This window comes from Nonomuraea sp. NPDC050643, assembly GCF_040654715.1.
Lineage (GTDB): Bacteria > Actinomycetota > Actinomycetes > Streptosporangiales > Streptosporangiaceae > Nonomuraea.
The window spans coordinates 1-25,690 of sequence record NZ_JBFAIM010000072.1; the positions used below are offsets into that span (position 1 = coordinate 1).

General features: G+C 73.3%; 23 protein-coding genes. 6 read left to right on the top strand and 17 right to left on the bottom strand.

Features of this window, described 5'->3' with window-relative positions:
- Positions 1–370 precede the first annotated feature (370 nt).
- Positions 371–1,669, top strand: a complete 1,299-nt coding sequence (locus AB0I15_RS54190) for an FAD-binding protein (RefSeq protein ID WP_358115391.1) — start codon at positions 371–373, stop codon at positions 1,667–1,669.
- A 22-nt stretch (positions 1,670–1,691) separates the two neighbouring features.
- On the opposite strand, the gene AB0I15_RS54195 is transcribed toward AB0I15_RS54190, so the two are convergent.
- The 6 genes from AB0I15_RS54195 to aztB are packed head-to-tail and all read right to left on the bottom strand — an operon-like array spanning position 1,692 to position 6,783.
- The gene (locus AB0I15_RS54195; RefSeq protein WP_358115393.1) at positions 1,692–2,090 is read right to left on the bottom strand and encodes an ACT domain-containing protein; all 399 of its coding nucleotides are present in this window, start codon (positions 2,088–2,090) and stop codon (positions 1,692–1,694) included.
- Positions 2,074–2,628 carry a hypothetical protein gene (locus AB0I15_RS54200; RefSeq protein WP_358115396.1) on the bottom strand — a complete coding sequence of 185 codons (555 nt, stop codon included), beginning with the start codon at positions 2,626–2,628 and terminating at the stop codon, positions 2,074–2,076. Before AB0I15_RS54200 ends, AB0I15_RS54195 begins: the two co-directional genes overlap by 17 nt.
- Before the next feature lie 47 nt (positions 2,629–2,675).
- On the bottom strand, positions 2,676–3,836 hold the full coding sequence (aztD, locus tag AB0I15_RS54205; protein WP_358115399.1) for a zinc metallochaperone AztD: 1,161 nt from the start codon (positions 3,834–3,836) through the stop codon (positions 2,676–2,678).
- Positions 3,837–3,863: 27 nt separating this feature from the next.
- The gene (gene aztC, locus AB0I15_RS54210; protein WP_358115401.1) at positions 3,864–4,778 is read right to left on the bottom strand and encodes a zinc ABC transporter substrate-binding protein AztC; all 915 of its coding nucleotides are present in this window, start codon (positions 4,776–4,778) and stop codon (positions 3,864–3,866) included.
- Positions 4,775–5,956, bottom strand: a complete 1,182-nt coding sequence (locus tag AB0I15_RS54215) for an ABC transporter (protein WP_358115552.1) — start codon at positions 5,954–5,956, stop codon at positions 4,775–4,777. The genes aztC and AB0I15_RS54215 overlap by 4 nt, the downstream gene beginning before the upstream one ends.
- Entirely contained in the window at positions 5,956–6,783 is an 828-nt protein-coding gene (gene aztB, locus AB0I15_RS54220) for a zinc ABC transporter permease AztB (protein WP_358115404.1), read from the bottom strand. Before aztB ends, AB0I15_RS54215 begins: the two co-directional genes overlap by 1 nt.
- 50 nt (positions 6,784–6,833) lie before the next feature.
- Between aztB and aztA the strand changes: the two genes are divergently transcribed.
- The 3 genes from aztA to AB0I15_RS54235 are packed head-to-tail and all read left to right on the top strand — an operon-like array spanning position 6,834 to position 9,003.
- Positions 6,834–7,613 (top strand): zinc ABC transporter ATP-binding protein AztA, encoded by a 780-nt coding sequence (gene aztA / locus AB0I15_RS54225; protein ID WP_358115407.1) that lies wholly within the window; start codon positions 6,834–6,836, stop codon positions 7,611–7,613.
- 24 nt (positions 7,614–7,637) lie between these two features.
- Positions 7,638–8,042 carry a hypothetical protein gene (locus AB0I15_RS54230; protein ID WP_358115410.1) on the top strand — a complete coding sequence of 135 codons (405 nt, stop codon included), beginning with the start codon at positions 7,638–7,640 and terminating at the stop codon, positions 8,040–8,042.
- A 7-nt stretch (positions 8,043–8,049) separates the two neighbouring features.
- Complete coding sequence (locus AB0I15_RS54235) at positions 8,050–9,003, top strand: hypothetical protein (protein WP_358115412.1); 954 nt, start codon at positions 8,050–8,052, stop codon at positions 9,001–9,003.
- A gap of 5 nt (positions 9,004–9,008) precedes the next feature.
- On the opposite strand, the gene AB0I15_RS54240 is transcribed toward AB0I15_RS54235, so the two are convergent.
- The 7 genes from AB0I15_RS54240 to AB0I15_RS54270 all read right to left on the bottom strand — a co-directional run bounded on the left by AB0I15_RS54240 (position 9,009) and on the right by AB0I15_RS54270 (position 14,715).
- On the bottom strand, positions 9,009–9,332 hold the full coding sequence (locus tag AB0I15_RS54240; RefSeq protein ID WP_358115414.1) for a YbaB/EbfC family nucleoid-associated protein: 324 nt from the start codon (positions 9,330–9,332) through the stop codon (positions 9,009–9,011).
- Positions 9,333–9,404: 72 nt separating this feature from the next.
- Positions 9,405–9,788: a hypothetical protein gene (locus tag AB0I15_RS54245; RefSeq protein WP_358115416.1), complete on the bottom strand. Its 384-nt coding sequence runs from the start codon at positions 9,786–9,788 to the stop codon at positions 9,405–9,407.
- Positions 9,789–9,880: 92 nt separating this feature from the next.
- Positions 9,881–10,963 carry an iron chelate uptake ABC transporter family permease subunit gene (locus AB0I15_RS54250; protein WP_358115419.1) on the bottom strand — a complete coding sequence of 361 codons (1,083 nt, stop codon included), beginning with the start codon at positions 10,961–10,963 and terminating at the stop codon, positions 9,881–9,883.
- 33 nt (positions 10,964–10,996) lie between these two features.
- A complete protein-coding gene (locus tag AB0I15_RS54255; protein WP_358115421.1) occupies positions 10,997–11,998 on the bottom strand; it encodes an iron ABC transporter permease in 1,002 nt (333 codons plus the stop codon).
- Positions 11,995–13,017 (bottom strand): iron-siderophore ABC transporter substrate-binding protein, encoded by a 1,023-nt coding sequence (locus tag AB0I15_RS54260; RefSeq protein ID WP_358115555.1) that lies wholly within the window; start codon positions 13,015–13,017, stop codon positions 11,995–11,997. The genes AB0I15_RS54255 and AB0I15_RS54260 overlap by 4 nt, the downstream gene beginning before the upstream one ends.
- A gap of 76 nt (positions 13,018–13,093) precedes the next feature.
- Complete coding sequence (locus AB0I15_RS54265) at positions 13,094–13,984, bottom strand: lysophospholipid acyltransferase family protein (RefSeq protein WP_358115424.1); 891 nt, start codon at positions 13,982–13,984, stop codon at positions 13,094–13,096.
- The gene (locus AB0I15_RS54270) at positions 13,981–14,715 is read right to left on the bottom strand and encodes a GNAT family N-acyltransferase (RefSeq protein WP_358115427.1); all 735 of its coding nucleotides are present in this window, start codon (positions 14,713–14,715) and stop codon (positions 13,981–13,983) included. Before AB0I15_RS54270 ends, AB0I15_RS54265 begins: the two co-directional genes overlap by 4 nt.
- Before the next feature lie 369 nt (positions 14,716–15,084).
- Here AB0I15_RS54270 and AB0I15_RS54275 point away from each other — a divergent pair, with 369 nt between their 5' ends.
- Both AB0I15_RS54275 and AB0I15_RS54280 read left to right on the top strand, forming a co-directional pair.
- Positions 15,085–15,708 carry an NPCBM/NEW2 domain-containing protein gene (locus AB0I15_RS54275; protein WP_358115430.1) on the top strand — a complete coding sequence of 208 codons (624 nt, stop codon included), beginning with the start codon at positions 15,085–15,087 and terminating at the stop codon, positions 15,706–15,708.
- A gap of 262 nt (positions 15,709–15,970) precedes the next feature.
- Positions 15,971–18,052 (top strand): elongation factor G, encoded by a 2,082-nt coding sequence (locus AB0I15_RS54280; protein WP_358115432.1) that lies wholly within the window; start codon positions 15,971–15,973, stop codon positions 18,050–18,052.
- A 52-nt stretch (positions 18,053–18,104) separates the two neighbouring features.
- Here the strand turns inward: AB0I15_RS54280 and AB0I15_RS54285 are convergent, their stop codons facing one another.
- From AB0I15_RS54285 to AB0I15_RS54300, 4 genes are all read right to left on the bottom strand, one after another.
- Positions 18,105–18,605 (bottom strand): GNAT family N-acetyltransferase, encoded by a 501-nt coding sequence (locus tag AB0I15_RS54285; RefSeq protein ID WP_358115435.1) that lies wholly within the window; start codon positions 18,603–18,605, stop codon positions 18,105–18,107.
- A gap of 43 nt (positions 18,606–18,648) precedes the next feature.
- Positions 18,649–21,084, bottom strand: a complete 2,436-nt coding sequence (locus tag AB0I15_RS54290; RefSeq protein ID WP_358115438.1) for a glycoside hydrolase family 95 protein — start codon at positions 21,082–21,084, stop codon at positions 18,649–18,651.
- Positions 21,085–21,133: 49 nt separating this feature from the next.
- Positions 21,134–23,014, bottom strand: coding sequence for a glycoside hydrolase family 97 catalytic domain-containing protein (locus tag AB0I15_RS54295; protein WP_358115440.1), 1,881 nt, complete (start codon positions 23,012–23,014; stop codon positions 21,134–21,136).
- Positions 23,015–23,102: 88 nt separating this feature from the next.
- Positions 23,103–25,664, bottom strand: coding sequence for a M14 family zinc carboxypeptidase (locus AB0I15_RS54300; RefSeq protein ID WP_358115443.1), 2,562 nt, complete (start codon positions 25,662–25,664; stop codon positions 23,103–23,105).
- Positions 25,665–25,690 lie beyond the last annotated feature (26 nt).

A 25,690-nucleotide genomic window follows, 5' to 3' on the forward strand; every position in this document is an offset into this window, starting at 1 on the left:
GCGCGCCCGTCCCGCCACACGCGCCGGCGCCGAGCAGGACGGCGGCGGCGCCGGCGGCGACCAGGGTGCGTCGGAGGGCGATGGCCATGGAGTCTCCTCGTGAAGCGATCTTCGCCTTCATGGGCAGAATGTTAGCTTAGCCTTACCTAATTCGACGGGCCTACCCCTCCCGGGGAAGGCCCGATCGCCCCGCCTACGACCGGCGGCGTACCGGGCACGGCGACGGCCGGCGGATTCGCGGATCGCCGCGCGGCCCGAAGCTGAAGTCCTCGAAGAGGCTTAAGGCGCGGCGGTAAGCCGAGCGGAACGGAGCCGTAAGCGCCCTCGAGCACAGTGATCTCAGATCACCTAAGGGAAGGGCCGAGGACAGATGAGCCAGCCGTACACCACCCAGGACCAGATCCGCCTTCCCGGCTTCGCCGGGGCCGTGCACCTGCCGGGCGAGGCGGGATACGACGAGCTGCGCCGGTCGCTGAACCCGTCGGTGGACTCCCGCCCGGCGCTGGTGGCCGAGGCGTACGGGGCCGCCGACATAAGGACCGCGCTGCTGGCGGCCCGCGCGCACGGGGTGCCGTTCGCGGTGCAGGCCACCGGGCACGGCACGCACGCCGCGTGCGACGACGGCATCCTGGTCAGGACGTCCCCGATGGCGTCGGTGCTGGTGGACCCGGGCCGCCGGATCGCCCGCGTGGGGCCCGGCGCGCGCTGGGGCGACGTCATCGCCGCCGCCGCGCCGTTCGGCCTGGCGCCACTGTCGGGCTCGGCGCCGTCCGTGGGCGTCACCGGGTACACGCTGGGCGGCGGCCTCGGCTGGCTGGCCCGCGCGTACGGGTTCGCGGCCGACAGCGTCGTGCGGGCCGAGGTGCTGCTGGCGGACGGCCGGCACGTGACCGCCGACGCCGGCAGCCACCCCGAGCTGTTCTGGGCGCTGCGCGGCGGCGGGGGCGGCTTCGGCGTGGTGACCTCGCTGGAGTTCCGGCTCCACCCGGTGTCGCGGGTGTACTCCGGGTTCGCGTACTTCCCGATCGAGGCGGCGGCGCGGACGCTGACCGCGTACCGGGACTGGATCGACGACGCGCCCGACGAGCTCAGCACGGCGGTCGTGTTCAAGCGGATGCCCGACGACGAGCAGGTCCCGGCGGCGGTGCGCGGCAGGCACGTGGTGCTGCTCAAGGTCGTGCACGCCGGGACGGCCGGCGAGGCCGGGCGGCTGCTGGCGCCGCTGTTCCGGGCGGCGGGGCCGGCGCTGCTGGACGAGACACGCGAGAACACCTACGCCGCCACGGCCATGGGCGGCACGCCCAACCGGCACATGGACATGTTCGACACCGTCCCCGACGCGGTCATCGGCACGCTGGTGCGCACGGCCGAGCGGGCGCAGACCGTCGAGATCCGGCACTGGGGCGGCGCGATGGGCCGTCCCGGGCCGGACGCCGGACCGGTCGGCCACCGCTCGACCAGGCTCTCGGTGATCGTGGACACGCCGGTGCCGGGGCTGGCGGAGGAGCTGCGGCCGTACGCCAACGGCGGGACGTTCCTGAACTTCCTGGCCGACCCCTCCCGGACGGCGGCGGCGTACGGGGCGGCCGACCACGCGCGGCTGCGGGACGTCAAGCGCGCCTACGACCCGGACGGCTTCTTCCGCGTCGGCCACGTCGTCCCGGCCTGAACCGGTCGCGGCGCGGCGCGCGCTATCCGGACCGTCTCGCGAGCTCCTCCAGCACGGCGACCGCCTGAGCGGCGCGCTCGTACGGCACGAAAAGGTGATCGTGGTGGAACCCGGCGACCACATTGCAGCTCAGCCCGGCGTCGGCGAGCTCCCGCGCGACGGCCGCCGTGAGCCCGATCGCCTGGAGCGCCGAGTGGACGCGCAGCGTGATCCAGCCCGCCACGTACCCGTACGCCAGCCCCGCCGCCTCGGCCTCCTCCAGCCGCACGACCAGGGTGAGGCCCTCGTCCTCGGCGACCGTGACGACGGGGACGACTCCTGACGGCACACCCCCGCCGACGGTGGTGAACACGTAGCGGCCGGGGTTCAGCCGTGGGCGCATGCCGCTCAGCAGCGCCCTCAGGTCACTCTCCCCAGGCATGATCATCGGCTTCCTCCCAGAACGGCGGGACGAACGCGCCGTCGCGGCGCGTCACGACCTTGCCGTCCCGAAGGCTGAGCGGCTGCGGCTCGGCGTCCTCGTACCAGCGCTGGTAGCCGGAGAAGGACCGGTCGCGGTGGAGCCGCGCCACCAGCCGGCCGATCAGATCGGCCAGCTCCGCGTGCCCGTCGGGGTGGACCTCCCAGCGGCAGGTCAGCGCCCAGCGGGCGTCGTCGTGGTCGTCCGCGCGAACCAGGATCGAGAAGCCGGCGCCCGGGACCTTGGAGGCCGCGTACGGCGCGCCGTCGCCCCACGCCGGTTCCGGGAACTCCTTGACGACCCAGTCGCCGTTCTCGTCCCGCACCGGCTCCCGCTCGTCGTCGAGCAGGTCGAGCACCTCGTTGACGACGATCGACCGCTCGGTGACGTGCCCGGGCCGCGGGCCGAGGCCCAGGTGCCAGCGCAGCTCGGCGACCTCGGCCTCGGGCAGGTCACCGCGCAGGTCCATCGCGACCATGAGTTCGTGAATGTCAGCCACCGCGGCACTGTATCGGCAGTGTACGAGCACCGGCCGGCGGCGGCCGGTCAGCCGAGGGTGCCGGTGAGTTCGTTCGGGGGCTGGGGCAGGGCGGCTGACCTGGTGATCCGGCCCGTCGCGAAGTCGATGGCGTGGACCTTCCTGGCCGCCGGGTCGCTCACGTAGATCACCTGGTCACGGGTGAAGATGTTCGGCCGGGGCCGCTGCCATTCCAGGGGCTCCTTCCACTCCTCCAGCACCTTGATGGTCCGGACGACCTTGGCCGCCGCCGGGTCGATGACGTGGACGGCGCCGTCGGTGCCGAGGACGAGGGCCTCGCCTCCAGGGCCCCGGGCCAGGGAGCGGAAGGTGTAGCTCGTGCCCAGGTCCACCAGGTCGAGCTCGCCGGTCGCGGTGTCGATGAGGGAGACGTGGGTGGGGCGTTCCAGCTCGGCGTCGGGATCCTTCTTGTAGTCGCCCAGGACGATCGGGGACAGCTCCGAGCCGGACTGGTTGCCGATGCGGCCGTACGCGTCGGGGCTCTCGATCTTGGTGATCTTGCCGTTCCGGTAGAGGAGGACGCCGTTCTCGCAGCCGATCACGACGGCCTCGTCCTGGGCGGTGGCCTCGCCGTGCACGCCGGGGCAGTCCTCGCTGCGGGCGATCTCCTTGCGGTCCTCGCCGAGGACGAGGATGCCGGTGCGCTTCTCCTCCGTGCCCAGGGTGACCACCAGCTCGCCGTTCGCCAGCTCGATCGCGACGCCGTGGTGCGGCGCGGCCGCCTGGTACCTCTCCCCCTTCGGCAGGCCGGAGCCCAGCTCGCGGGGGTCGAAGAGGGTGACCTCGCCGGTGCCGTCGGAGAACAGGACCGTGGTGCCGCCGTGCCGGACGACGTGGCCGGGTTTGGCGGCCTTGAACTCGTCCTGCCTGAGGGTGGCGGCGGCGGCGTCGAGAACGCGGAAGCCGGTCGAGGTGGAGACCAGGACGTGCCGGTCGTCCCCGGCGGGGTTGACGCGGTTGTACCCGGCGAGGGGGATGTCCTCGGCCAGCTCCAGGGTCTGGCCGTCGAGGACGTACAGGCCGCCGTCGTAGGTCGCGACGAGGGGGTCCGCCGCCGTGCGGGAGGGGGCGGCGCTCGCGGGCGCCGCCGCCGTGGGCTCCTGCGCTCCGCAGGCGGTGAGCAGGAGGGCGGCTGCGAGCAGCGCGGTGGTCCGTGACCGGACGGTCATGTCGTGCACCTTTCCAAGGGGAGGGTTCTAGCGGCCGGTGAGGCCGCGGGTCATGGCCTCGGTGTTGCTGCGGACCATGTCCAGGTACGTCGCCGCGCCCGGTGACCTGCCGCTCAGCGATTCCGAGAACAGCGGGACGACCTTGACGTCCACGCCCGCCTCCGAGGCGAGCACCCGGGCGAGCCGGTCGGGCTGGGAGGAGTCGGCGAAGACGGCCTTGACGCCGGTCCGGACGATCGCGTCCTTCAGCGACTTCAGGTCCGAGGCGCTCGGGGAGGCCAGGGTGGTGCCGCTGGGGATCACGGCGCCCACGACCTGGAAGCCGTACCGCTGGGCGAAGTAGCCGAAGACGTGATGGTTGGTGACCAGGCGGCGGGACTCTGGCGGAATGGTGGCGACCTGCCGCTCCACCCACGCGTCGAGCCGCTCGACCTGCGCCCGGTACGCCGCCGCGCCCGCCCGTACGGCGGCGGCGTCGACGCCGTCCACGTGCGCGACGACCCGCTCCGCGATCAGGTCCACGGCCTTGGCCATGCGCCGCGGGTCGGTCCAGAAGTGGGGGTCGGGCTCGCCCGCCGTCTCGTCGGCGGTGAAGCGGATCGGGTCGACGCCCTCTCCCACCGCCAGCGCGGGCACGCCCGCCCGCTCGGCGGCCCCGACGTTGCGCAGGACGCCTTCCTCCAGGCCGAGCCCGTTGTAGACGATCAGGTCGGCGTCCTCGATCAGCGCGGCCTCCTTGGCCGAGACGCCGAAGGAGTGCGGGTCGGAGTCGAGTTTCATCAGCACGGTCACCTCGGCCTCGTCGCCGACGACGGTCCGCGTGACGTCGCCGAGGATGTTCGTGGTGACGACCACCCTGGGGGCGTCCTCTCCGGCGCTCGCGCAGCCGGTCGCCACCACGAGCGCGATCACCGCCAGCAGCCGGGCCGGCAGCGCGCTCATCGCCCGGTCTCCGTCATGTACGTGGGCGTGAGGCCGGGCCTGAACGTGCGGGCGCGCCGGAGATCGTCGTTGTAGTCGATCTCGTGGACGGCCTTGCCCGCCGGGTCGTTGACGTAGGCCCGGCCGGTGTCCACCTGGATGCCGGGAGAGCCGGTCAGCGGCGGGGTGAGCAGCCGCGTCCTGGCGGTCTCCGCGCCGGAGCCGGGGTCGTGGGCGTGCAGCACCCCGTCCGCGGTCAGCGACAGCACCGGCGCGTCCTCGCCCACGGCGTTCACCGCGACCACGGGCCCGGTCTTCAGCAGCCTCCAGGTCCTGGCGGCGGCGTCGAGCACCCAGACGCCGGCGTCACCGGCCCTGGCGGCCAGGGTCGAGCCGCCGGGACGGTGCCGGAACTCCTTCGCGCGCTCACCCGCCGCCGTCCCGCGCGGGTAGCGGATCCGCACCCCTTCGAAGGCACCGTCCTTCTCCCTGACCAGCAGGGCTCCGTCGGCGCACCCGAAGACCACGCCTCGCCGTGTCACCGCCGTCCCTTCCGCGTCCTCGCAGGCGCCGACGGCGGCGCCCCCTTCGACGCGGACGGCGCCGCCCCTGGCGACCAGCAGCCGGCCCCGGTACGGCACCACGGCGGCGGCCTCGCGCGCACCGCGCACCGCCGGCTCGCCCTTCTCCATGCGCGCGCGGTCGAGCAGCGTGACCGTGCCGTCGCCGGACCGGACGGCGGTGAGCGCCGTGTCGGAGACCACGTCGTACGGAGGCCGCCCAGCGCCAGGGGTGACGGTGCTGACAGGGACGGTGCTGACAGGGACGGTGCCGAGATCGCGTGTCCCGGTCCGGTAGTAGTGGAAGTGATCTCCGTGATCGACGGCCCAGGCGCCGCCGTCGATCACGCGCAGCCCGCCCGAACCGGTGGTGACGTAGGCGAAACGCCCGTCGCCGGTGATCCCCCGCGCGTCCGCGACGTCGGCGACCGCCGTGGTCTTCTCCGTGAGCAGGTCGAGCACGTGCACCCTGCCCGCCGCCGCGTCGGCCAGGACCAGCCGGAGCTGCGGCTCGGGCATCTCCTCGGCGCCCTCGACGTACCCGTGCGGAACCTCTTCCTCCGCCTTCGGCGCCGCGCCGCCGTCCTGAGCGCATCCCGTGAGCGCGACGATCAGGGCGGCCGTCATGAGCGCCCGCATCACGCGACCGCCTTCCGGTTCCGCAGCAGGTCGGCCAGCGCCGACAGGAAGAACAGCCCCACGGCCACGGCCGCGATCGTCGCGCCCGCCGCCGTGGCCGCGTGCCACGACACGACCAGCCCGATCACGGTCGAGGCGATCCCGAGCAGCGCCGCGCCGAGCATGATCGTCGGGATCCGCCGGGCCCACAGCGCGGCGGCGGCCGGCGGCCCGATCAGCAGGCCGAACACCAGCAGCGTCCCGACGATGTGGAAGGAGGCGACGATCGCCAGCGTGACCAGGCCGAGCAGCAGGACGTGCGCCGCCCGGGGACGCATCCCGAGCGTGTGCGCCTTGCGCGGGTCGAAGGCGAGCGCGACGAACAGCCGGTGCCCGAGCAGCGCCACCGTGGCCGTGACCGCGAGCGCGGCCCCGAGCCCGGCCAGGTCCTGCCCCTGGACCGCCAGCACGTCGCCGAACAGGAACGCGGTCAGGTCCACCGCGAACGACCGCGAGTGCGAGACCACGATCACGCCCAGCGACAGCATCCCCGCGAACAGCAGCCCGATGCTGGTGTCCTGCGACAGCCGGGCCGACCGGCTGAGCAGGCTCACCCCGAACGCCATCCCGCCCGCGCTCACCAGGGCCCCGGCCAGGACGTTCACCCCGGCCATCGACGCGAGCGCCACTCCCAGGAGCATCCCGTGGGACATGGCGTCGCCGAGGAAGGCCATGCCGCGCAGCACCACCCACGTACCGGCGAGCGCGCAGAGCAGCGACACCAGGATTCCCGCCCAGAGCGCTTGCCGGACAAAAGACACCTGAAAGGGATCAAGCAACCAATCCATGACCCGAGACTCTACAATGAAAACCGTTGTCACTTTCAAGTGGAGGTCTCATGACGGGCATCGACGGCGTCGTGATCAGCGGCGTCACCGCGGGTTACGGCCGCAGAACGGTCCTTTCCGAACTCTCGGCCCGGCTCCCCCGCGCCGCCGTGACCGCCGTCGTCGGCCCGAACGGCTCCGGCAAGTCGACCCTGCTCGGCGTGCTCGCCGGGACGGTACGCCCGTCACGCGGCACGGTCGGGCACGCCGCCCCCGGCCGCCCCGGTTTCGTGGCCCAGCGCGACGCGGTCGCCGAGTCGCTGCCGATCACCGTGCGCGAGACGGTGGCCATGGGCCGCTGGGCGGCGCGCGGCCCGTGGCGGCGGCTGACGGCCGACGACTGGTCGGTGGTCGACGCCTGCATGGCGAGCCTGGACGTCGCCGGCCTGGCCGCGCGCCGGCTGGGCACGCTGTCGGGAGGCCAGCGCCAGCGGGTCCTCGTCGCCCAGGGGCTGGCCCAGGAGCCCGGCCTGCTCCTGCTGGACGAGCCCACGACCGGGCTCGACCTGAGCGCCAGGCGGCACATCGAAGCCGCCCTCGACCGCGAGCGGGACCGCGGCGTCACGGTCGTGCACGCCACCCACGACCTGGACCTGGCGATGCGCGCCGAGCACTGCCTGATCCTCGAAGGGGGACGGCTCACCGCGGCGGGCCCTCCCGCGTCCGTCCTGACGCAGCCGACCCTGGGCCAGGCGTTCCACGACGACCCGCGCCCCTCCGGACCACACGCCGCACAACGGCAACCGCGAGGTCATCTCCCGGTAATACGAGGTTCAGACACTGGCCGCTGAGCACGTCGGCGGAGGGGGACCACCTTGGACATCGATCATTCGAGCATGCAGGGCAACGGCAGGGCCATCCACACCGAGGGCGGTGAGTTCGGCCGGACCGCCGGCCGGCTCCGCGCTCAGGTGGAACCCCTCCTGCCCTATTTCGGCAACCCGGCGAGCGACGAGGCGGCCCAGATCTTCCGCCGGGGCAAGGACGGGCATCCCGGCTTCGACGGCGCCTACGAGGACATGAGCACCGCCCTGCGCAACCTCCGCGAGTCGTACGAGGTCATCGGCTCCGCCGTCGTGGCGATGAGCAAGAACGTGCGGGGGGCCGAGTGGGCGAGCATGGCCGACAAGAACGGCGTCCTTAAGGACCTGCTCGAGTTCGCCCGGCGCGAGGACGACGAGGTCGGCGTGCCCACCACGCCGGTAGAACGGGACCGGTGAGGCGCGCATGCCCGTCGGGCTCGCGACGAAGGTCGCCCTGGGCGGTATGGCCGGCGCCGGCCTGGCAGGGGCGCTGGCGCCCGAGGTGCTGTTCGGCGTCTCCTTCCTCGACGGCGATCCGGACCGGATCCGCGCGGCGGCCGACGTGCTGGACGACCTCGCCGACGCGATCGACCTGCACTTCCGGGACGCGAACGCGGCCGCCGAGACCGTCTGGAAGACCAGCTCGGACGCGGCGGTCGACGCCTTCAGGAGGTTCTGGACCGAGGAGTTCGGCCCGGCGGTGCTGGCGGTCTCCCTCAAGCACCGCAACGCGGCCAGCGCCTGCCGGGCCTACGCCGACGTCATCGAGAAGATCAATCACGCGCTGAAGGTGCTGTGCTGGATCATGACGGTGGACATGATGTTCACCATCGGATATCAGGTGCTCACCTGGAAGCTCTTTCAGGCGATCATGAAGAGGCAGGCGCTCCTGCTCAAGGTCACCGCGCGGCGTTTCGTCCTCCTGCTGCTGCCCACGTTCTCCTACTGGGTGGCCGACAGCGCGGCGTACGCCACGGGCCAGGTGGTGCTGCCCCTGGGGCTCAACCTCCTGGGCGGGATCAAGACGGACCTGTCCGGCGCCGACGTCAGGTCGGCCGGTCACAACCTCACCACGTTCCGGGAGCACTTCGTGGCGAACATGGTCTTCGACGGGGTCGCCGACGGCGGGGCGGCGCTGATGGCGAAGGTGCCGGGGCTGCGCACGGTCGCCACCGCCGTCCCCCTGCCGAACGGGATGACGCTGAACACCGGCAGTTTCGTGCCCCGGATGGCCGCGTCGACCTCGTACTCGATGGCCATGGACGCGCAGCACGGCGACAACCCCCTGCCCGGTTCCGAGCACGGGCTGACCGAGGAGGAGATGTACCAGAAGTTCCTCATCCACGGGACGCGCAGCCTCATCCCGCGGGTCAGGTGAGCGGGCTACCGCTCGCCCTGCGCGAGATAGGGCCGCGTCACCTCCATGAGGCGCCGCGCCGCGTCCTCGGTCGCGCGCTGCGACAGATCCATGATCGTCTCGGCCAGCTCCCGCGAGCCCAGCCTCATCGCCCTGGGGTCGATGTGCAGAGCGGTGAGCTGGCCTGACGGCGAGACCCGCACCCTGACCTTGTCATCGGGGCTCGCCGCCTCACCGGCGATCTCGCCGGCCAGGCCGATGACCTCGGAGAACTCCTGGGAGTTCGCCTGGAATTCCGCCATGATCCGGTCGAGCTCGAGGTCGCCGGTACGAAGATCGCGTTCCGCCATAAGGCATTATCCACCCGAACGTCACATAACTCGCGTTAGGCCGCAAAACGTAACATTCTTAACTTCGGCCGCCTACGGGTTGACCACCACGTAGGAGACCTGGGTGAGCAGCGGCTCCGGCCAGTCGACCTGCACGAGCACGAGGACGCCGCCGTCGTACGGCGCCACGTTGTGCATCGTGAACCGCGCGTCGCCCAGCATCGGCCGGGGGACGGGATCCTGGCTGGAGACGATCTCGCCCAGCTCGCTGACGGAGGCGAACACGTTGGAGCGCGCCCGGATCCAGCCGGTGGTGAGGTTGAGCCGGTACCAGCCGCGGATCGGCTCCCAGAGGTGACGGTAGGTGAAATCCGGGAAGACGAGGCTCCGCTCCAGCGCGCCCGGCCGCTCGCCGCGCGTGATGACCGCGGAGTCCTCCCGCATCGCCTGGGTGAGGCTCTGATCGTCAACCGTCATGTCATCCACCGGGGCTGGGGGGCCGACGCCCGCAGTTTAACCCGGCGCCCGCGGGCCGGCGACCCACCCGGACGGGGTGGCGCCGGGCCCGCCTACCGGCGGCGGGCCCGGGCGAGCAGCCACAGGAGCAGAGGGGCTCCCAGGGCGCCCGTGACCACGCCCACCGGCAGTTCCACGTCCGGGATCAGCAGGCGGGCGACCAGATCGGCCGTCAGGACGATGAAGGCGCCCGTGAGCCCCGACGCCAGCGGCGGCGGCCAGGCCGTACGGGACAGGCGCTGGGCGATCTGGGGAGCGGCGAGGGCGACGAAGGCCACGGGGCCCGCCGCGGCCGTGCCGAAGGCCACCAGCGCCACGCCCGCCATCAGCAGGCTCAGCCGGCCCACCTGGACCCGGGCGCCCAGGACGACGGCGACCTCGTCCCCCAGTTGCAGCACGCGCGTCCACTGCCCCAGCAGCAGCGTGATCGGCACCAGGACCGCCAGGGCGGCGGCCAGCGGCGCGACATGATCCCAGGTGCGGCCGTTCAGGTTGCCGAACAGCCAGCCGAGCGCCTGCTGGGCCTGGAAGTCGCCGCTGGTGACCATCAGGTATTCGGTGGCGCTCGTGCAGATCCACGACAGGCCGATGCCGACCAGGACGATACGGCCGCCGGTCGTGCCGCGCCGCCACGCCAGCAGGTACGTCACCAGCGCCGCCGTCACGGCCCCCGCGAAACCCAGCACCTGCAGCCCGGCGCCGAGCCCGAGCACGATCCCGGCCACCACGGCGACCCCGGCCCCCTGGGTGACGCCGATCATGTCGGGGCTGGCGAGCGGGTTGCGGGTCATCGTCTGGAACAGGGCGCCCGACAGGCCGAACGCGACGCCCGCGAGCAGGCCCGTCAGCGCCCGGGGCAGGCGCAGCTCCTGGACGACGAAGGCCGTCCCCTGGTCGCCGGTGCCCAGCAGCGACCGGACGACCTCGCCGAGCCCGAGCCGGATCTCCCCCAGCCCGATCCCCAGGCAGAAGGCCAGGAACGCGGCCACGGCCGTGCCCAGGCAGACCAGGATGAGACGGGGGCGCAGCACGCCCGAGACCGGCGGCGCCGACAGCCGGAAGGTGACGCTCCCGCTCGTCCGGCCGAACGTCACCCGCCTGGAGGAGGCAGGACCGGAAGACGGAGGGCCGCTCATCGGCTCACGAATCCCCATACGGCTCATGGCTGCTCACAACTCCGCGAGACGCCGGCGGCGGGCAAGGACGACGAAGAAGGGGCCGCCGATGAATGCCACCAGCAGCCCCGCCTGCACCTCGATCGGCGGCGCCACGACCCGTCCGAGCACGTCGGCCGTCAGCAGCAGGCACGGCCCGAGCAGCGCCGCCAGCGGCAGCAGCAGCCGGTGGTCGGCCTCCGAGCCGCTGAGGCCCCTGGCCAGGGCGCGGGCCACGTACGGCACCACGAGCCCGACGAAGACGACGGGGCCGATGGCCGCCACGGCCGAGCCGGTCAGGAGCATGACGGCGGCGGCGCCCCGCACGCGTACCAGGCCGACCTTGCGGCCCAGCCCTCTGGCGACGTCGTCCCCGAGCGCCAGGCTGTTGAGCGCGGGCCCGCACGCGAGCGCCAGCACCGCCCCGGCGGCCACGAACGGCAGGAGCTGCGGCAGCAACTGCCCGCCCGCCCCGGACAGCGACCCGGCCGACCAGAACCGGTAGCGGCTCAGCGACTCGGGGTCCACCAGCACGAACGCGCTCGTCACCGAGCTCAGCAGGAACGTGACCGCGACCCCGGCCAGCGCCAGCTTGACCGGGGTCATGCCGTCGCGGCCGAGCCCGGCCAGCCCGTACACGATCACGCTGGCCACCAGCGCCCCCGCGAACGCGAACCACACGTACCCGGCCGGAACCGCCACCCCCGCCACGCCGATGGCCAGGACCACGGCGAACGCGGCCCCGGCGCTGACGCCCAGCACGCCGGGGTCGGCCAGCGGGTTGCGGGTGAGCGCCTGCATGAGGGCGCCCGACAGGCCGAGCGCCGCCCCGGCCAGGATGCCGACCAGGGTGCGCGGGACCCGTACGGCCCAGACGACGTCGAGGACGTCCTGGTCGGTCACGGTGCCCGCCAGCGCCCCGATCACCTGGTCGGGCGGGACCGCCCGCGCGCCGAGCGAGAGCGAGAGCAGGCACACCGCGATCAGCGCGACGGCGGCGGCCCCGAGGGCCTTCACGACGTCTTGGTGGCCGGGTCGCCGTCCACCGCCGCCGCGAGGCGCGGGACGAGGGTTTCGAGCACGTACGGGACGCTGAGCACGGTGAGGAAGGCGACCGCGTCGCTCGGCGGGGTGTTCTCGGGCAGGTAGACCTCGCGGCCCTCCTTCACCACGTCGAGCCCCTTGTAGACGCTGTCGCCGTGCAGCGTGGCCTCGCCCTTGGCGACGTCGGTCACGCTCCAGACGATCACGCCGGTGTCGACCAGGTCGAGCCGCTCCCTGCTGATGTTGGCGCCGAACTTGTCGCCGATGGCCTTGTCGAGGTCGTCGGGGAGCTTGAAGCCGAGCGAGCCGAGCAGGCGGTTGCGCGGGTCCTGGCTGCCGAAGATGAAGTAGCCCTCGTACAGGGTGGCCATGAGGCCGGTGGCGTCCTTGAACTCGGGGTGCTCCTGCTGGACCTTGGTGAACGAGGCCTCGACGTCCGTGACCAGCTTCTCGGCCTCGGCGGGCTTGCCGACGGCGAGGCCGACCCGCTTGGTGACCTCCTGCCACGGGATGCCGTAGTCGATGTACTCCTTCGGCTGGGCCACGGTCGGCGCGATCTTGGACAGGGTCTCGTACTGTTCCTTGGTCAGCCCCGAGTACAGGCCGATGATCAGGTCGGGCTTGAGCGCCGCGATCTTCTCGAACTGCGGGCCGCTGCCGGTGTCCTTGAGCACCTGCGGCAGCGTGGCGCCGCCCACCTTGTCCTTCGCCCAGGGGCCGATCGCGCCCGGGTGGTTGCCGAACCACTCGGTGGTGCCCACGGGCACGACGCCGAGGGCGAGCAGCGAGTCCTGCTCCAGGAGGCCGACGGTGAGGACGCGCTTGGGGGCGGCGGTGATGGTGGTGCTGCCGTACTTGTGCGGCAACGTCACGGGGAAGGCGCCGGAGGCTCCGGACGCGGCGGCGCCGGATCCTGCGGCGGGCGCCGGCGCGGGCGCTGTGGAACCGCAGCCCACGATGGTGATCAGTACGAGCGCCACAAGGACGGACACGCGGGTCAAGTACGGCTCCTCAAACGATTAGGCACACCTTAATAAGGCGAGCCTAACCTTAGCGTTGGGAAACCGATCAACGCCACCGGCCCCCATGGCACGGGCGGCTCACCGGCGGTTCCCCCAGGCCGGCGCTTACGCGGGCCTCGGCGATCCCGGCCAGTGCCGCGCGCGTCCCGGCGAGGCCGGGCCGGACGGGGGCGAGCAGCCTCACCTCGACGGTCAGGTTCCGGGTGGCGCTCACCCGCAGCAGGGAGGCCAGCAGCGAGTCCTCCCCCACGAAGCAGGCGCGGGTCGAGGCGTCGTTCCCCTCGCGGTAGCGCAGCGTGGCCGGGAGCACGGTGGCGCCGGCGTCGATGGCCGCCTGGAACATCGCCGGCCGGAACCCGCCCATCCCGCGCCCGCACCACGTGGTGCCCTCGGGGAAGGCGACCACCGTGTCCCCCGCCCGCAGGGCGCCGGCGACGGCGGCCACGGCGGACGGCAGCGTGTAGAGCCGCTCCCTGTCGATGAACAGCGCCCCGGCCCCCGCCACCAGCGTGCCGACGACCGGCCAGCCGGCGGTCTCCCGCTTGGCGAGCGGCCGTGACGGCACCGCGGCCGCGATGACCAGCGGGTCGAGCCAGGAGGTGTGGTTCGCCACCACCAGGGCCCCCGGCCGCGGCGGAGGGCCGGCGACCTCGAGCCGCAGGCCGAGCGCCCGCAACATCAGACGGGCCCACGCCCCCGTGAGGCGCGCCCGTCGCGGGGCGTCGAGAGCCCGGCCCAGCAGGGCCAGCGGCACCCCCGCGAGCACCATGAGGACCGCCCCGGCGAACCGCGCCAGGCGCGCGACCCGGCCCGCGGCGGCGGCCGGAGGCCCGACGCAGGCGGCGGGCGTGCACGGCCCGGACGGCCGCCAGGGGTCGGCCTCGGCGACGGCAGGGCGGAGGGCTTCCCGGGCGGGCGGCGGGAGGACCGTGCTCATAGGAGCCGTCCCGCCGGGGACTCGCCGAGGAAGTAACGCAGGTAACGGTCGTTCACTCGGGCCATGGAGAGCAGCATGAAGAAGTCGGCCGTGCCGAACTCCCGGTCGTGCGCCGGAGCCCCGCACACCCACGCCCCCAGCCGCAGGTACCCGCGCAGCAACGCGGGCGGCACGAACCGGTCGGGCGGCACCGCGGCCAGGGAGGCCCGCCACGGCGTACGGGGCTTGACCCGGTGCTCCTCCGGCCCGAGCGGCACCCGCTCCACCACCGCCGCCGCCAGCGCGCCCCCGTCGTCGAGGGGCACCGAGCAGCAGCCGGCCAGCCATTGATGACCGCCGGACACCATGTAACGCGCGATCCCCGCCCACATCAGCGCCACCACGGTGCCGTCGCGATGATCGGGGTGCACGCAGGTGCGGCCGGCCTCCACCAGGCCCTTGCGCAGGGGCGCCAGGGCGGCGAGGTCGAACTCGCCGTCGGAGTAGAGCCGCTCGGCGCGCCCCGGGGGCAGCAGCCGGTACGTCCCGACGACCTCGGCGCCGTCGCGGACGAGGAGATGGTCGCAGTAGGCGTCGAACCGGTCGGCGTCGAGGCCGGAGACCGGGCTGTCGAGCCGGGCCCCCATCTCCTCGGCGAAGACCGCGTACCGCAGCCGTTGGGCGGCCTGCAGGTCGGCGGCGCTCATGGCCAGGCCGACCGTGTACCGACCGGTGTCAAGAGAGATCGTCATGGGCGCGTCCTTCCCTCGAGTCCTGAAGGGTCTCGCGCCTATGTCGACATGCCGACATGACGGGCGCGCCTCTCACCAGGGGCGTCCAGGCGTCATCGGGGTGAACCTCCCCTCGCCGCGAAATAGTGCCTCTTTCCGGGTTGCGCTGTCCCCGGCCGTGGCGCGCGGATAGATTGCGCTGTGGGGGCGTGCCAGGGGAAACCGCGATGGCGGGGGGTTCTCATGCGAAACGACGACGCCGGTGGAAGAAGCGGCGAGACCCGTGGCGGAAATGACGGCGCCCGTGGAAAAGGACACGAAGTCCGTGTCGCCAGAATCAGCGCCCGGGGCGCGATCACCTCGGCGGCGATCACGGGACTCGCGGCGGTCGTGGTGGCGGTGCTCGGAATCCGGTTCGCGCCGAGCAACGTCTCCCAGGCGATCGTGCCGAACGCGGCGGTGACCCGCCACGTGACCTCGACGGTCACCGTCACGGCGGCCGCACCGGCCGCCGACTCGACAGCGCGGGCGACGACGCCCGCGACCGGCGCCCCGCCGAACGGCGCCGCCCTCGCGCTGACGGCGGATCAGGCGGTGGCGCACCAGGATTGCACGCTGGTGAGCAGCGGCTCGAACGCCTGGTACGACCAGTCGGTCTCGCTCGACAACACCGACACCAAACTGCCCGCCATGACGTGCCGCATCAATTGGTCCGGCGCCGTCAGCGGGCATCTGGACTTTCTCGTCCCGGCGAGCGCGCACGAATTCTCCGCGCAGGTCGGCATCGACCGGGAATCCGCCAACACCACGGCCCAGGTGCGTTTCGACGTGCTGACCGTCGAAGGCACCAATGTGCATTCGGTGAACGCCGCCTATCAGAATCCGCAGCCGATCAAAGTGGCGGTCACCGGCGGCACCAGAATCCGGCTCAAGGTCACGCTGGTGAACAGCGCCGAGGAGATCAACTCGACCCATTTCGTCAGGGTCGCGTGGGCCGTGCCGGCCTTCGGGTGAGAAAAACCCGTTTCTCCGCCGCACCCCCTGTCACTACACTCTCGCCACGGACACCGAAGACGACACCGAAGACGAGGGAAGGGGGCCGGCCGTGCGCACCAGCACCGCTGCCGTCATCCCTCCGTCGCGCTTCGAGGTGATCCTGGTGTCTTCGCCGTCCCGGTGCCGGCCGCGCGGCCGTCACTGGACGACGCCCTGACGAAGACGACACGGGGCGAAATCGCGCTGACCTGTTCCACGAATCCCGAAAGGGTCATGGGCCGTGCGCGCTCAACTTTCCCACTCTCTGGCCGCCGTCCGTAACATCGGCATCCTCGCCCACGTCGACGCCGGCAAGACCACCGTCACCGAGCGGATGCTCTACCTGTCCGGCGCCACCTACAAGCGCGGCGAGGTGCACGACGGCACGACCGTCACCGACTTCGACTCCCAGGAGCGCGACCGCGGCATCACCATCTTCGCCGCCGCGGTGAGCTGCGACTGGGACGGGCACCGGATCAACCTCATCGACACCCCCGGCCACGTCGACTTCTCCGACGAGGTCGAGCGCTCGCTGCGGGTGCTCGACGGCGCGATCGCGGTGTTCGACGGCGTCGCCGGGGTCGAGCCGCAGAGCGAGTCCGTGTGGCGGCGGGCCGACCGGCACGGCGTCCCGCGCGTCGCCTTCGTCAACAAGCTGGACCGCCCGGGCGCCGACCTGGACGCCGCCGTCGAGTCGATCCGCCGGCGGCTGCACCCGGCGCCGCTGGTGGTGCAACTGCCGATCGGGCGCGAGGACGGCTTCACCGGTGTCGTCGACCTGCTCACGATGCGGGCCCTGGTCTGGGCCGGCACCGGTGTCGAGGAGCGGCCGGTGCCGGACGACCTGCTGGAGGAGGCGTGGCGGCGGCGCCGGCTCCTGGAGGAGGCGGTGGCCGAGCTGCACGCGGGCGCCTTGCAGGAGTTCTGCGAGCGACCGGCCGCTGGACCGACCTCAGGACCGGGCTCTGGGCCGGGCTCAGGACCGACCTCTGGGCCGGACTCTGGGCCGTCGATCTCCGGTGCGACGCTGGCCGCCGCGCTGCGCGACCTCACCCGTACCGGGGAGGGCGTGGTGGTGCTGTGCGGGTCGGCGTACCGCGATCGCGGGGTCGAACCGCTGCTGGACGCGGTCGTGCGGTACCTGCCGTCGCCGCTGGACGTGCCCGCCGTGCGCGGGCAGGACGGCGAGGCGCGGCCCGCCGACCCGGAGGCGCCGCTGGCGGCGCTGGTGTTCAAGGTGAGCTCGACGGCGACCGGGCGGCTGACGTACGTACGGGTGTACTCGGGAACGGCCAGGAAGGGGGACGTGGTGATGGACAGCGGCGCGGGACGCACCGAACGGATCGGCCGCATCCTGCGCGTCCAGGCCGACCGGCACACCGAGGTGGACCAGGCGGTGGCCGGGGACATCGTCGCGGTCGTGGGCCCGAAGGGCGCCCGCACCGGGACGACCCTGTGCGCGCCGCAGGCTCCGCTGCTGCTGGAGCCGCCGGGCGCGACCGATCCGGTGGTGTCGGTGGCCGTCGAGGCGCGCGCGGGCACCGACGGCGACCGGCTGGCGACGGCGCTGGCGCGGCTGGCCGAGGAGGATCCCTCGCTGGCCGTGCGCTCCGACGCCGAGACCGGGCAGACCGTGCTGTCGGGGATGGGCGAGCTGCACCTGGAGGTGGCGGTGGAGAAGCTGCGCCGCGACCACGGGCTGGCGGTCGCCGTCGGCCGGCCGCAGGTGGCCTGCCGGGAGACCGTGCAGCGCGGCGTGTCGGGGCTGCTGTACCGGCACGTCAAGCAGGACGGCGGCGCCGGGCAGTTCGCCCACGTGGTGCTCAACGTCGAGCCGCTGGAGGAGGGCTTCGCCTTCGCCTCCACGGTGACCGGCGGGCGGGTGCCCCGTGAGTACGTGCGCGCGGTCGAGGCCGGCTGCCGCGACGCGCTGTCCGACGGCCCGCTCGGCGGTCACCCAGTGACGGGCGTGCGGGTCACGCTGACCGACGGGGCCACGCATCCGAAGGACTCCTCGGACCTGGCGTTCCGCACGGCCGGCCGGCTCGCGCTGCGCGAGGCGCTGCGCTCGTGCGCGATGGTGCTGCTCGAGCCGGTGGTCGAGGTCACGGTCACCGTGCCCGGCGACATGGCCGGCGCGGTGCTGGGCGACCTGTCGGCCCGGCGCGGCCGCATCTCGGGCTCGGCGGCGCGGGCGGGCACGGTGGTGATCACCGCGGTCGTGCCGCTGGCCGAGGCGTTCGGGTACGCGACCCGTCTGCGCAGCCGCACCCAGGGCCGGGGCACGTTCACCACCCGGCCCGCCGGGTACGCCCCCGCGTGACACCCGCCTGATGGACGCCCCGCCCCTTGCGAAAGGGGCGGGGTTTTCCAGGTCAGGCGGCGGTGAAGGAGATCCACACGTCCGGCGGCGTGCCCGGCCGGTCCGGCACCGGCCGACGCTCCTCGATCCAGGCGTCGCCGGCGACCTCGGTGGCCACGCGCCGCCAGAAGGCCACGGCGGCGGCGTTGGCGTCCTGGAAGGCGATCGCCCACGGGCCCGGGTGCCGGGCGATCACCTCTCGGACCGCGCGCAGCCCGAGCCCGGAGCGGCGCGCGGCGCGTACGACGAAGAAGCTGTTGAGCACGCGGACCGGCTCGTCGAGGGCGCGGACGAACGCGAACCCGACGGGCCGGTCGCCGCTGGTCATCAGGTACGGCGCCCAGGCGGCGTCCTGGAAGGCCGACTCCAGCCGTTCGCTTCTGTACGTGGCGTCAGGGTTGGGGAGCTGCCCCTGGAACTCCGACATGTCATGACGGAACAGCAGCCAGAGCCGCTCCACGGCGGCCCGGTCGGCGGCGACGGCGGGGCGGACGAACAGTTGAGAGACAGTCATGAAAAAAGCCTCCCGGCACGGCGGCCGGGAGGCTGAAGAGTGATCACATCATAGCAGTGATCCGGTACGTCACGCCGGGTTCGGCCTGGAACGTCACGATATCGCCGTCCCGGTCGTGCGCGACCTGGCCGCCGCGCGGTCCCGCGACGCGGACGCCGCCGCGGAAGGCGTCGTTGCGGAGCCTCACCTCGCCGTCCGCGCCGGAGATCAGGACGGCCTCCGACAGCCGCCCCGAGGCCCAGGTCAGGTCGAGCGTGTGCGCGCCGCGGGCGCGCAGGCCCGTCACGCGGCCGTCCGCCCACGTGCCGGGCAGCGCCGGCAGCAGGTCGATGGTGCCGAGGTGGCTCTGCAGCAGCATCTCGGTCATGCCCGAGGTCGCGCCGAAGTTGCCGTCGATCTGGAACGGCGGGTGCGTGTCCCACAGGTTGGCCAGGGTGCTGGTCTGGAGCTGGTCGCGCAGCAGTTTGTGCGCGCGGTCGCCGTCGAGCAACCGCGCCCAGAAGTTGATCTTCCAGGCCTTGCTCCAGCCGGTGCCCTCGTCGGTCCGCGCCTCGAGCGAGACCTTGGCCGCCCGCGCCAGCTCCGGGGTCGTACGCGGCGAGATCTGCCGTCCGGGGTGCACGGAGAACAGGTGGGAGACGTGCCGGTGGGTCTCCGCCGGATCGTCGATGTCCTCCTTCCACTCCTGGAGCTGGCCCCACTTGCCGACCCGCAGGCCCGGGTCGAGCTGGGCCAGCACCTCGGCGGCGCGCGTGGCGTACGCGCCGTCGCCGACCAGCCCGGCGGCCTCGCGCAGGTCGGTGAACAGGTGCCAGAGGATCTGCTGGGACATCGCCGCGCCCGCCGTGGACGGGCCGATCTCGGGCGAGCGGCTGGGGATGGCGACGAGCCTGCCGTCGCGGGGATCGGTCCGCAGGAAGTCCAGCCAGAACTCGGCGGTCTCCTTCATCACCGGGTACGCGGTCCGCTTCAGGTAGCGCTCGTCCAGCGTGAAGCGGTAGTGGTCGTAGAGCTGCAGCGACAGCCAGGCGCCCGACTCGGGGAAGAAGTAGGCCGGATGGTCCCAGGCGCCGGTGTGGCCGAAGATGTTGGAGGCGTGGTGGGCGACCCAGCCGCGCGCCCCGTACATCTGCCGGGCGGTGACCCGGCCCGGTTCGCGCAGCCCGTCCACGTAGGCGTGCAGGGGCTGGGCCAGCTCCGCCAGGTTGGTCATCTCGGCGGGCCAGTAGTTCATCTGCAGGTTGATGTTCAGGTGGTAGTCGGCCTGCCAGGGCGGGGCCTCCAGGACGTTCCACACACCCTGGAGGTTGGCGGGCAGGGATCCGGGGCGGGAGGAGGCGATGAGCAGGTAGCGGCCGTACTGGTAGAAGAGCTGTTCGAGGGCCCGGTCGGCGGCCGGTGCGGCGGTCCTGCCGTAGTGGGCGAGCAGGTCGTCGGTCGGGATCGCGGGCAGTTCCCCGCCCAGGTCGAGGCGGACCCGGTCGAAGAGCGCGGCGTGGTCGGCCAGGTGCCCGGCGCGCAGCCGGGCGTGGCCTAGGGCCGCGGCGGCGTCCACCCGGGCGGTGAGCGCGGCGTGCGGGTCGGCGCCCTTGTACGCCGGATAGTCGGCGGCGTAGTCGGTGCCCGTGCCGAGGACGAGAAGCGCCGAGTCGGCGCCGGTCACGGTGACGGTGCCGTCGGCGTTGTCGGTCCGCCTCCCGCCCTGGCCGATGACCCGCACCTGGGCCTCGTACGCCATGCCGTTGCTGGTCAGGGCCCCCTTGACGGTGACCCGGCCGCCGCCGGCCGAGGCCGTGGCGGAGCGGTTGGCCGGCACGGCGATCCCCGCGGTGAAGCTCACACCGCCGGGCCGGTCGGCGGTGAGCCTGGCCACGATCACCCCGGCGGGCGCGGAGGCGAAGTACTCGCGGGCGTGGCGCACGCCCCCGGCCGTGAACGACACGGCGGCCACGCCGCGGGCGAGGTCGAGCTCCCTGCGGTAGCCGGTGGCCTCCCCGGACAGGCCGGGGAAGGTGAGGCGCAGGTCGCCGAAGCTCTGGTAGGCGCCGAACCTGCGGTGGCGCGGCGTGTCGGACTTGAGGCCGAGCGCGGCCAGGACGTCGTTGGGCGAGATGCCGCCCTCCTGCCAGATGCGCTGCCTGACCGCCTCCAGGGCGCCCGGCCGCGGGGCGTCCCAGTTGCCGTAGGTGTAGTCGGGGACGCCGGGCCCGCCGGTCCACAGGGTCTTGTCGTTGAACTGCAGCCGTTCGGCCCGCACGCCGCCGAACACGGTGGCGCCCATGGCCCCGTTGCCGATCGGCAGCGAGCGCGCCTCCCAGCCCGCGTTCGTGTCGGGGGCCGGCTCGTCGTACCACAGCGTGTACGGCCGCACCGCGCCTCCGCTCTCCGCGCCGGCGGCGGTCGTCGCCGGGGGTGTGGCCACGGCGATCGCCGCGCCGAGCAGCAGGACGATCGGCCCTGCCAGTAACCGTCTTCTCATCAAGATGCACCTATACATCGGAGGTGTTGGACGACAGGAGGTCGGAGGTCTAGCGGTCGCAGGTCGTGATCCGGGGACGCCATCGGCAGGCGACGGCCGCGTAGCCGCCCTCGGCGGGCACCGCCACCGTCAGCCGGCCGCGGGGGCCTTCGACGACGTGGCCCTCGCGTACCAGGCCGGTCTCGCCGTCGCGGACGACCTCGACCAGCCATCGGCCGCGCAGCATGCCCAGCGGGACGTCGAGCGTACGCGCCGCGCCCGCGATCCCGGCCCCGACGAACCACCGGTCGCCGCTCCTGCGGGCCAGCACCACGTGGTCGGCCGGGCGGCCGGACAGCAGGCGCGTCTCGTCCCATGCGGTGGGGACCTGTTCGAGGAAGCGCTCGGCCTGCGGCCTGGCCCGGTAGGACTCGACGGTGCCGGCCAGGTTCTGCAGGCCGGACTCGTAGGTCACCGCGAGGCCGAGCTCGTGCGCGTCGGAGGTGGGCCTTCCCGGGCGGTGGAAGGCCATCGGCGTGTAGTCCATGGAGCCCACGACGTTCCTGGTGAAGGGCAGGGTCGTCAGGTGCGCGGTGGTGAGCGTGCGCTTCTCGCCGCCGTGCACGCCCTCCATGGTCATCACGTGCGGCCAGGTGCGCTGGAGGCCCTTGGGGATCGTGGAGCCGTGGAAGTTGACCAGGAGCCGGTTGGCGGCGGTGGCGGGGAGGATCTCGTCGTACCAGCGCAGCCGCTCCTGCGACTCGGCGTCCATGAAGTCGATCTTTACCCCGCGCACCCCCCAGCGGCTCAGGGTGGGCAGCCAGAGGTCGCGCTCCTCGGGGGTGTCCAGGTCGCGGAAGTGGATCCAGACCAGGATCCCGACGCCCTTGCTCCGCCCGTGCTCGACGAGCCGCGGGATCCAGCTCGTGGCCGGCCACTGCGGGTCGGTGACGTCCCACTGGTCCTTGAGGAAGTACCAGCCGGCGTCCACCGCGACGTACGGCCAGCGGCGCTCGGCGGCGTAGTCCACGAACGCCCGCTGGGCCTCCAGGCTCTGCCCGGCCTCCCTGCCGCCCGCCAGCCAGGTCCACAGCACCTGGCCGGGCTCGATCCAGGAGGTGTCGCGGACTTCGGAGCCGGTGGCCAGGTCGTCCACCAGCGTGGAGGAGGTCACGGTGGCCAGGTCTCCGGCGATCATCACCCGCCAGGGGCTCCGCAGCGGCCCGGCCACCTCGACCCGCTCGTCCCACAGCCGCAGCGCGTACGTGGCCGAGCCCGCCTCGTGGGCCAGCCGCGGCCCGGAGTAACGCCCGTCCAGGTCCGACTCGGTGATCAGGACATGGCCGCCGCCGGTCTCGAACAGTGCGGGCACCATGAAGTCGGCCGCGGGCGCGGACCTGGCCGGATACGCGACGAACGGGTTCTCGTAGTCGCGGCGGTGCCGGGCGAGCCAGGCGGTGGCGTCCTGGGGCAGGGTGAAGGCGGACGTCTCGCGCAGGACGGCGCCGTGGTCGTCCGGCAGCCGGTAGCGGTAGGCCACGCCGTCCCGCGCGACCCTGACCACCACGTCGAGGCGGGCCCCGCCGGCGCCCGCGAAGGCGAACGTGGCCTCGCGCATGAGCGCCGACCTGGCCAGCCGCTTGCCGGCGGCGGTGGTGTAGCGCTCGGTCACCAGGCGGTCGCGCCGGTGCAGCAGACGCAGCCCCTGGGACAGGTCGGCCCGCTCGGTGACGATGCCGAGCGGGCCGGGCTCGAGGACGAAGGCGCCGTGGCGGGTCACGGCGAGGGTGAGGGTCCCCGTGCCGGGGTCGAGCGCGAGCTCCGCCGCCGGACCGCCGGGCAGGCCGGCGATCCGCCAGCCTCCCCGCGCGGCCTGCGCGGGGAGGGCGGGCAGAAGGCAGAGGGCCAGGAGGAGGGCGGCGCACAGACGTATCGGCGTGGCGATGGGCATGAGAGGCTCCTGCGGGCCACATACATCGGATGTGTTTCCGGATGGTAACCCGCGGATTTCCCTATGACCAGCGCTGTGATCGGATCAGTCAGGGCGTCACGGCGGCCTCCGACACCGAGGCCGACCAGTACAACGCCCTCGCCACCTGCGCGAACAGGCCCTTGGGGTGGTTGCGGAACATCGGCTCGGTGCCGAAGAGCACCACGGCCGCGCCCGCCTCGTCCCTGCCGCTCACCACGGCCGCCTGGCCCCGCGCCGCCTCCGGGCCGCCGGTGCCGTCCTCGTTGGGACGCCAGTGGCCGGAGACCAGAGGCCCGCCGGCCGCGTACGACTGCTCGGCCGTGACGCCCGCGCCGAGCCCGGTGAACCAGCGGGGCGAGTACACGAACGCGTGCTCGGGGGACCCGCTCGCCACGGGGCCGTCGCCGGTGACCGTGCGGACCACGCCGTTCGCGTCCGGGTTGCCGGCCACCGGGGTGACGGTGAGCAGGCCGGCGGCGGCGTTGAAGGCGGCGCCCGTGCCGCCGCGGCCGATCACGCCGCCCCTGGCGAGGAACGCGGTCAGCGCCGTCCTGGCCGCCGGGTTGAGCGCGGCGTGGCTGAGGCCGCTGGAGACGTACAGGACGTCGGTGGCGCTCCAGTCGAAGCCCGCGTTGAGCACGGCGGTCGAGACCGGGGTGACGGCGAAGCCCAGCTCGCGCAGCGTGAACAGCTCGTCGGCCGAGGCCGCGGCGGCGACGCGCACCGGCGCGAGCGGGACGCCCGTGGCCTGGCCCGCGAGGGTGAAGGCGACGCCGTAACGGTCGGCGGCCGTCCTGGCCGCCGCCCTGGCGGAGGAGGGGACGATCGCCGTGCCGCCGCTCCACGTCATCTCGACGCCCTGGGCCAGCAGCGCGTTCAGCGCCAGGACCTCCTTGGCGTCGCCCACCCTGAGTGCGAGCGGGCCGCGGCCCGGCGGGACCGAGCCGGTGGGCGCGGCGGCCTGGACCGGCTCGGTCGCGACGCTCACCGGGCCGGTGGCGGCCGACACGGTGGCGCCCCAGAGCAGACCGTGGCTCCAGCCGGAGATGTCGTACATGGTGCTCACCTTGGGTGAGATGTCGGCGCCCGGTTCCAGCATGACGTTGGCCAGGCCGCGTTTGGGCTGGCGCATGTCCACGACGTACGAGCCGGCCGGGTGGAAGGTGCCGCCCGCCCGGAAGGCGTGCTCGGCCCGCCCGACCCGGACGTCGTTCGCGACCAGGTGGTCGACCAGGCGCGCGGCGGCCGTGACCGAGCGTTGCCCGGCTCCGGCGGGGATGACGTACGCGCCGGGGTAGGTGGTGGTGTAGACGTCCTCGGGGCCGAAGCCGGGCACGATGCCGAGCGGGACGGCCTTCGACGGCTCACCCGCCGCGCCCCGCCGGAACACCTCGATCTGGTCGGCGATCAGCCGGTCGTGCCGTGCCTGGACGAATCCGTAGGTCGCCCGGATCGCGGCCGCGGCCACGTCGGTGTTGATCGCCGAGCGGCGGCGCAGCTCGGCGACGGGCAGGTTGGTGTAGTCGGCCCCGTTGACCCGCAGCGGGATCTCCACGGTGTGCGCGGCGACCGTGCCGTGGAAGGGCGCGTACTGCGGGGTGAAGATCGGCGGCCAGTCGTCCCAGCCCTCCGCGGAGTCGCGGAACGGGATCTGGACCGGCTCCACGCCGTCCTTCTCCGGGGTGTAGCCCAGGCCGTTGACCGCGGCCTCCATGCCGAGGCCGTTGGCGTAGGTGTTGGTGATGAACAGGTCGTACTCGTAGTTGGCGCCGTGCGGCGGCGTGGTCGGCTCGATGAGCGTGCCGTTGACGTAGCCGTGCAGGTCGAGCATGGCGACCGGCTGGGTGTCGATCATCACCTGGCGCATCGCCCGCACCTCGGGCTGGGAGGCGGTGACGAAGTCGCGGTTGAGGTCGAAGCCGGCGCCGTTCTGGCGGGTGCCGGCGATGCGGCCGTCGGGGTTGGCGGTGACGTTGAAGTACAGTCTGGTGCGCTTGAGCAGGGCGGCGACCGCCGGATCGGTGCTGGTCGCGAGGTGCTCGATGGTGCGCAGGGCGGCGTCGGTGCCCTCCCACTCGTTGCCGTGGATGTTGCCGTTGACGAAGATCGGCGCCTTGTAACGCCCGGCCAGGCCGCGGTCGTGGGCGGCGACGGCCGGCTCGTTCTCGATGCGGTCGCGCAGGCGGGCCTGCTCGCGTACCTCGGTGATGCTCTCGGGCGCGGTGACGGTGACGAGGTAGAGGTCGCGGCCCCCGTACGAGCTGCCGATGAGCTCGGCGCTCACCCGGTCGCTGCGCCCCTGCAGGTCGTTGAGCCGGGGCGCGATGCCGTGGTAGGGCACCAGCCCCAGCTTGATGGCGGCGTCGGCCGGGTTCTCCGGCGGCACCGGCAGCCGGGTGCGCCGGGGATAGCCGTACTCGGCGGACACCCCGGTGGTGGCGCGCGGGGCGCCGGCCCGGTCGGGCACACCCGACGCCACCTCATTGCGCTCGGGCCCGTTGCCGGAGTCGCGTACGGCCGGGGGCGGCGGCTCCGGCCGGGCGGCCTGCGCGGAGTGCGGGCTCACCAGGAGGGCGGCCGAGACGGCCCCGCCGAGGAGAGCGCCGAGGAGGGCGGTGGGTGTGCGCAAGACGGCCTCCAGCCGAAGTCGCGGAT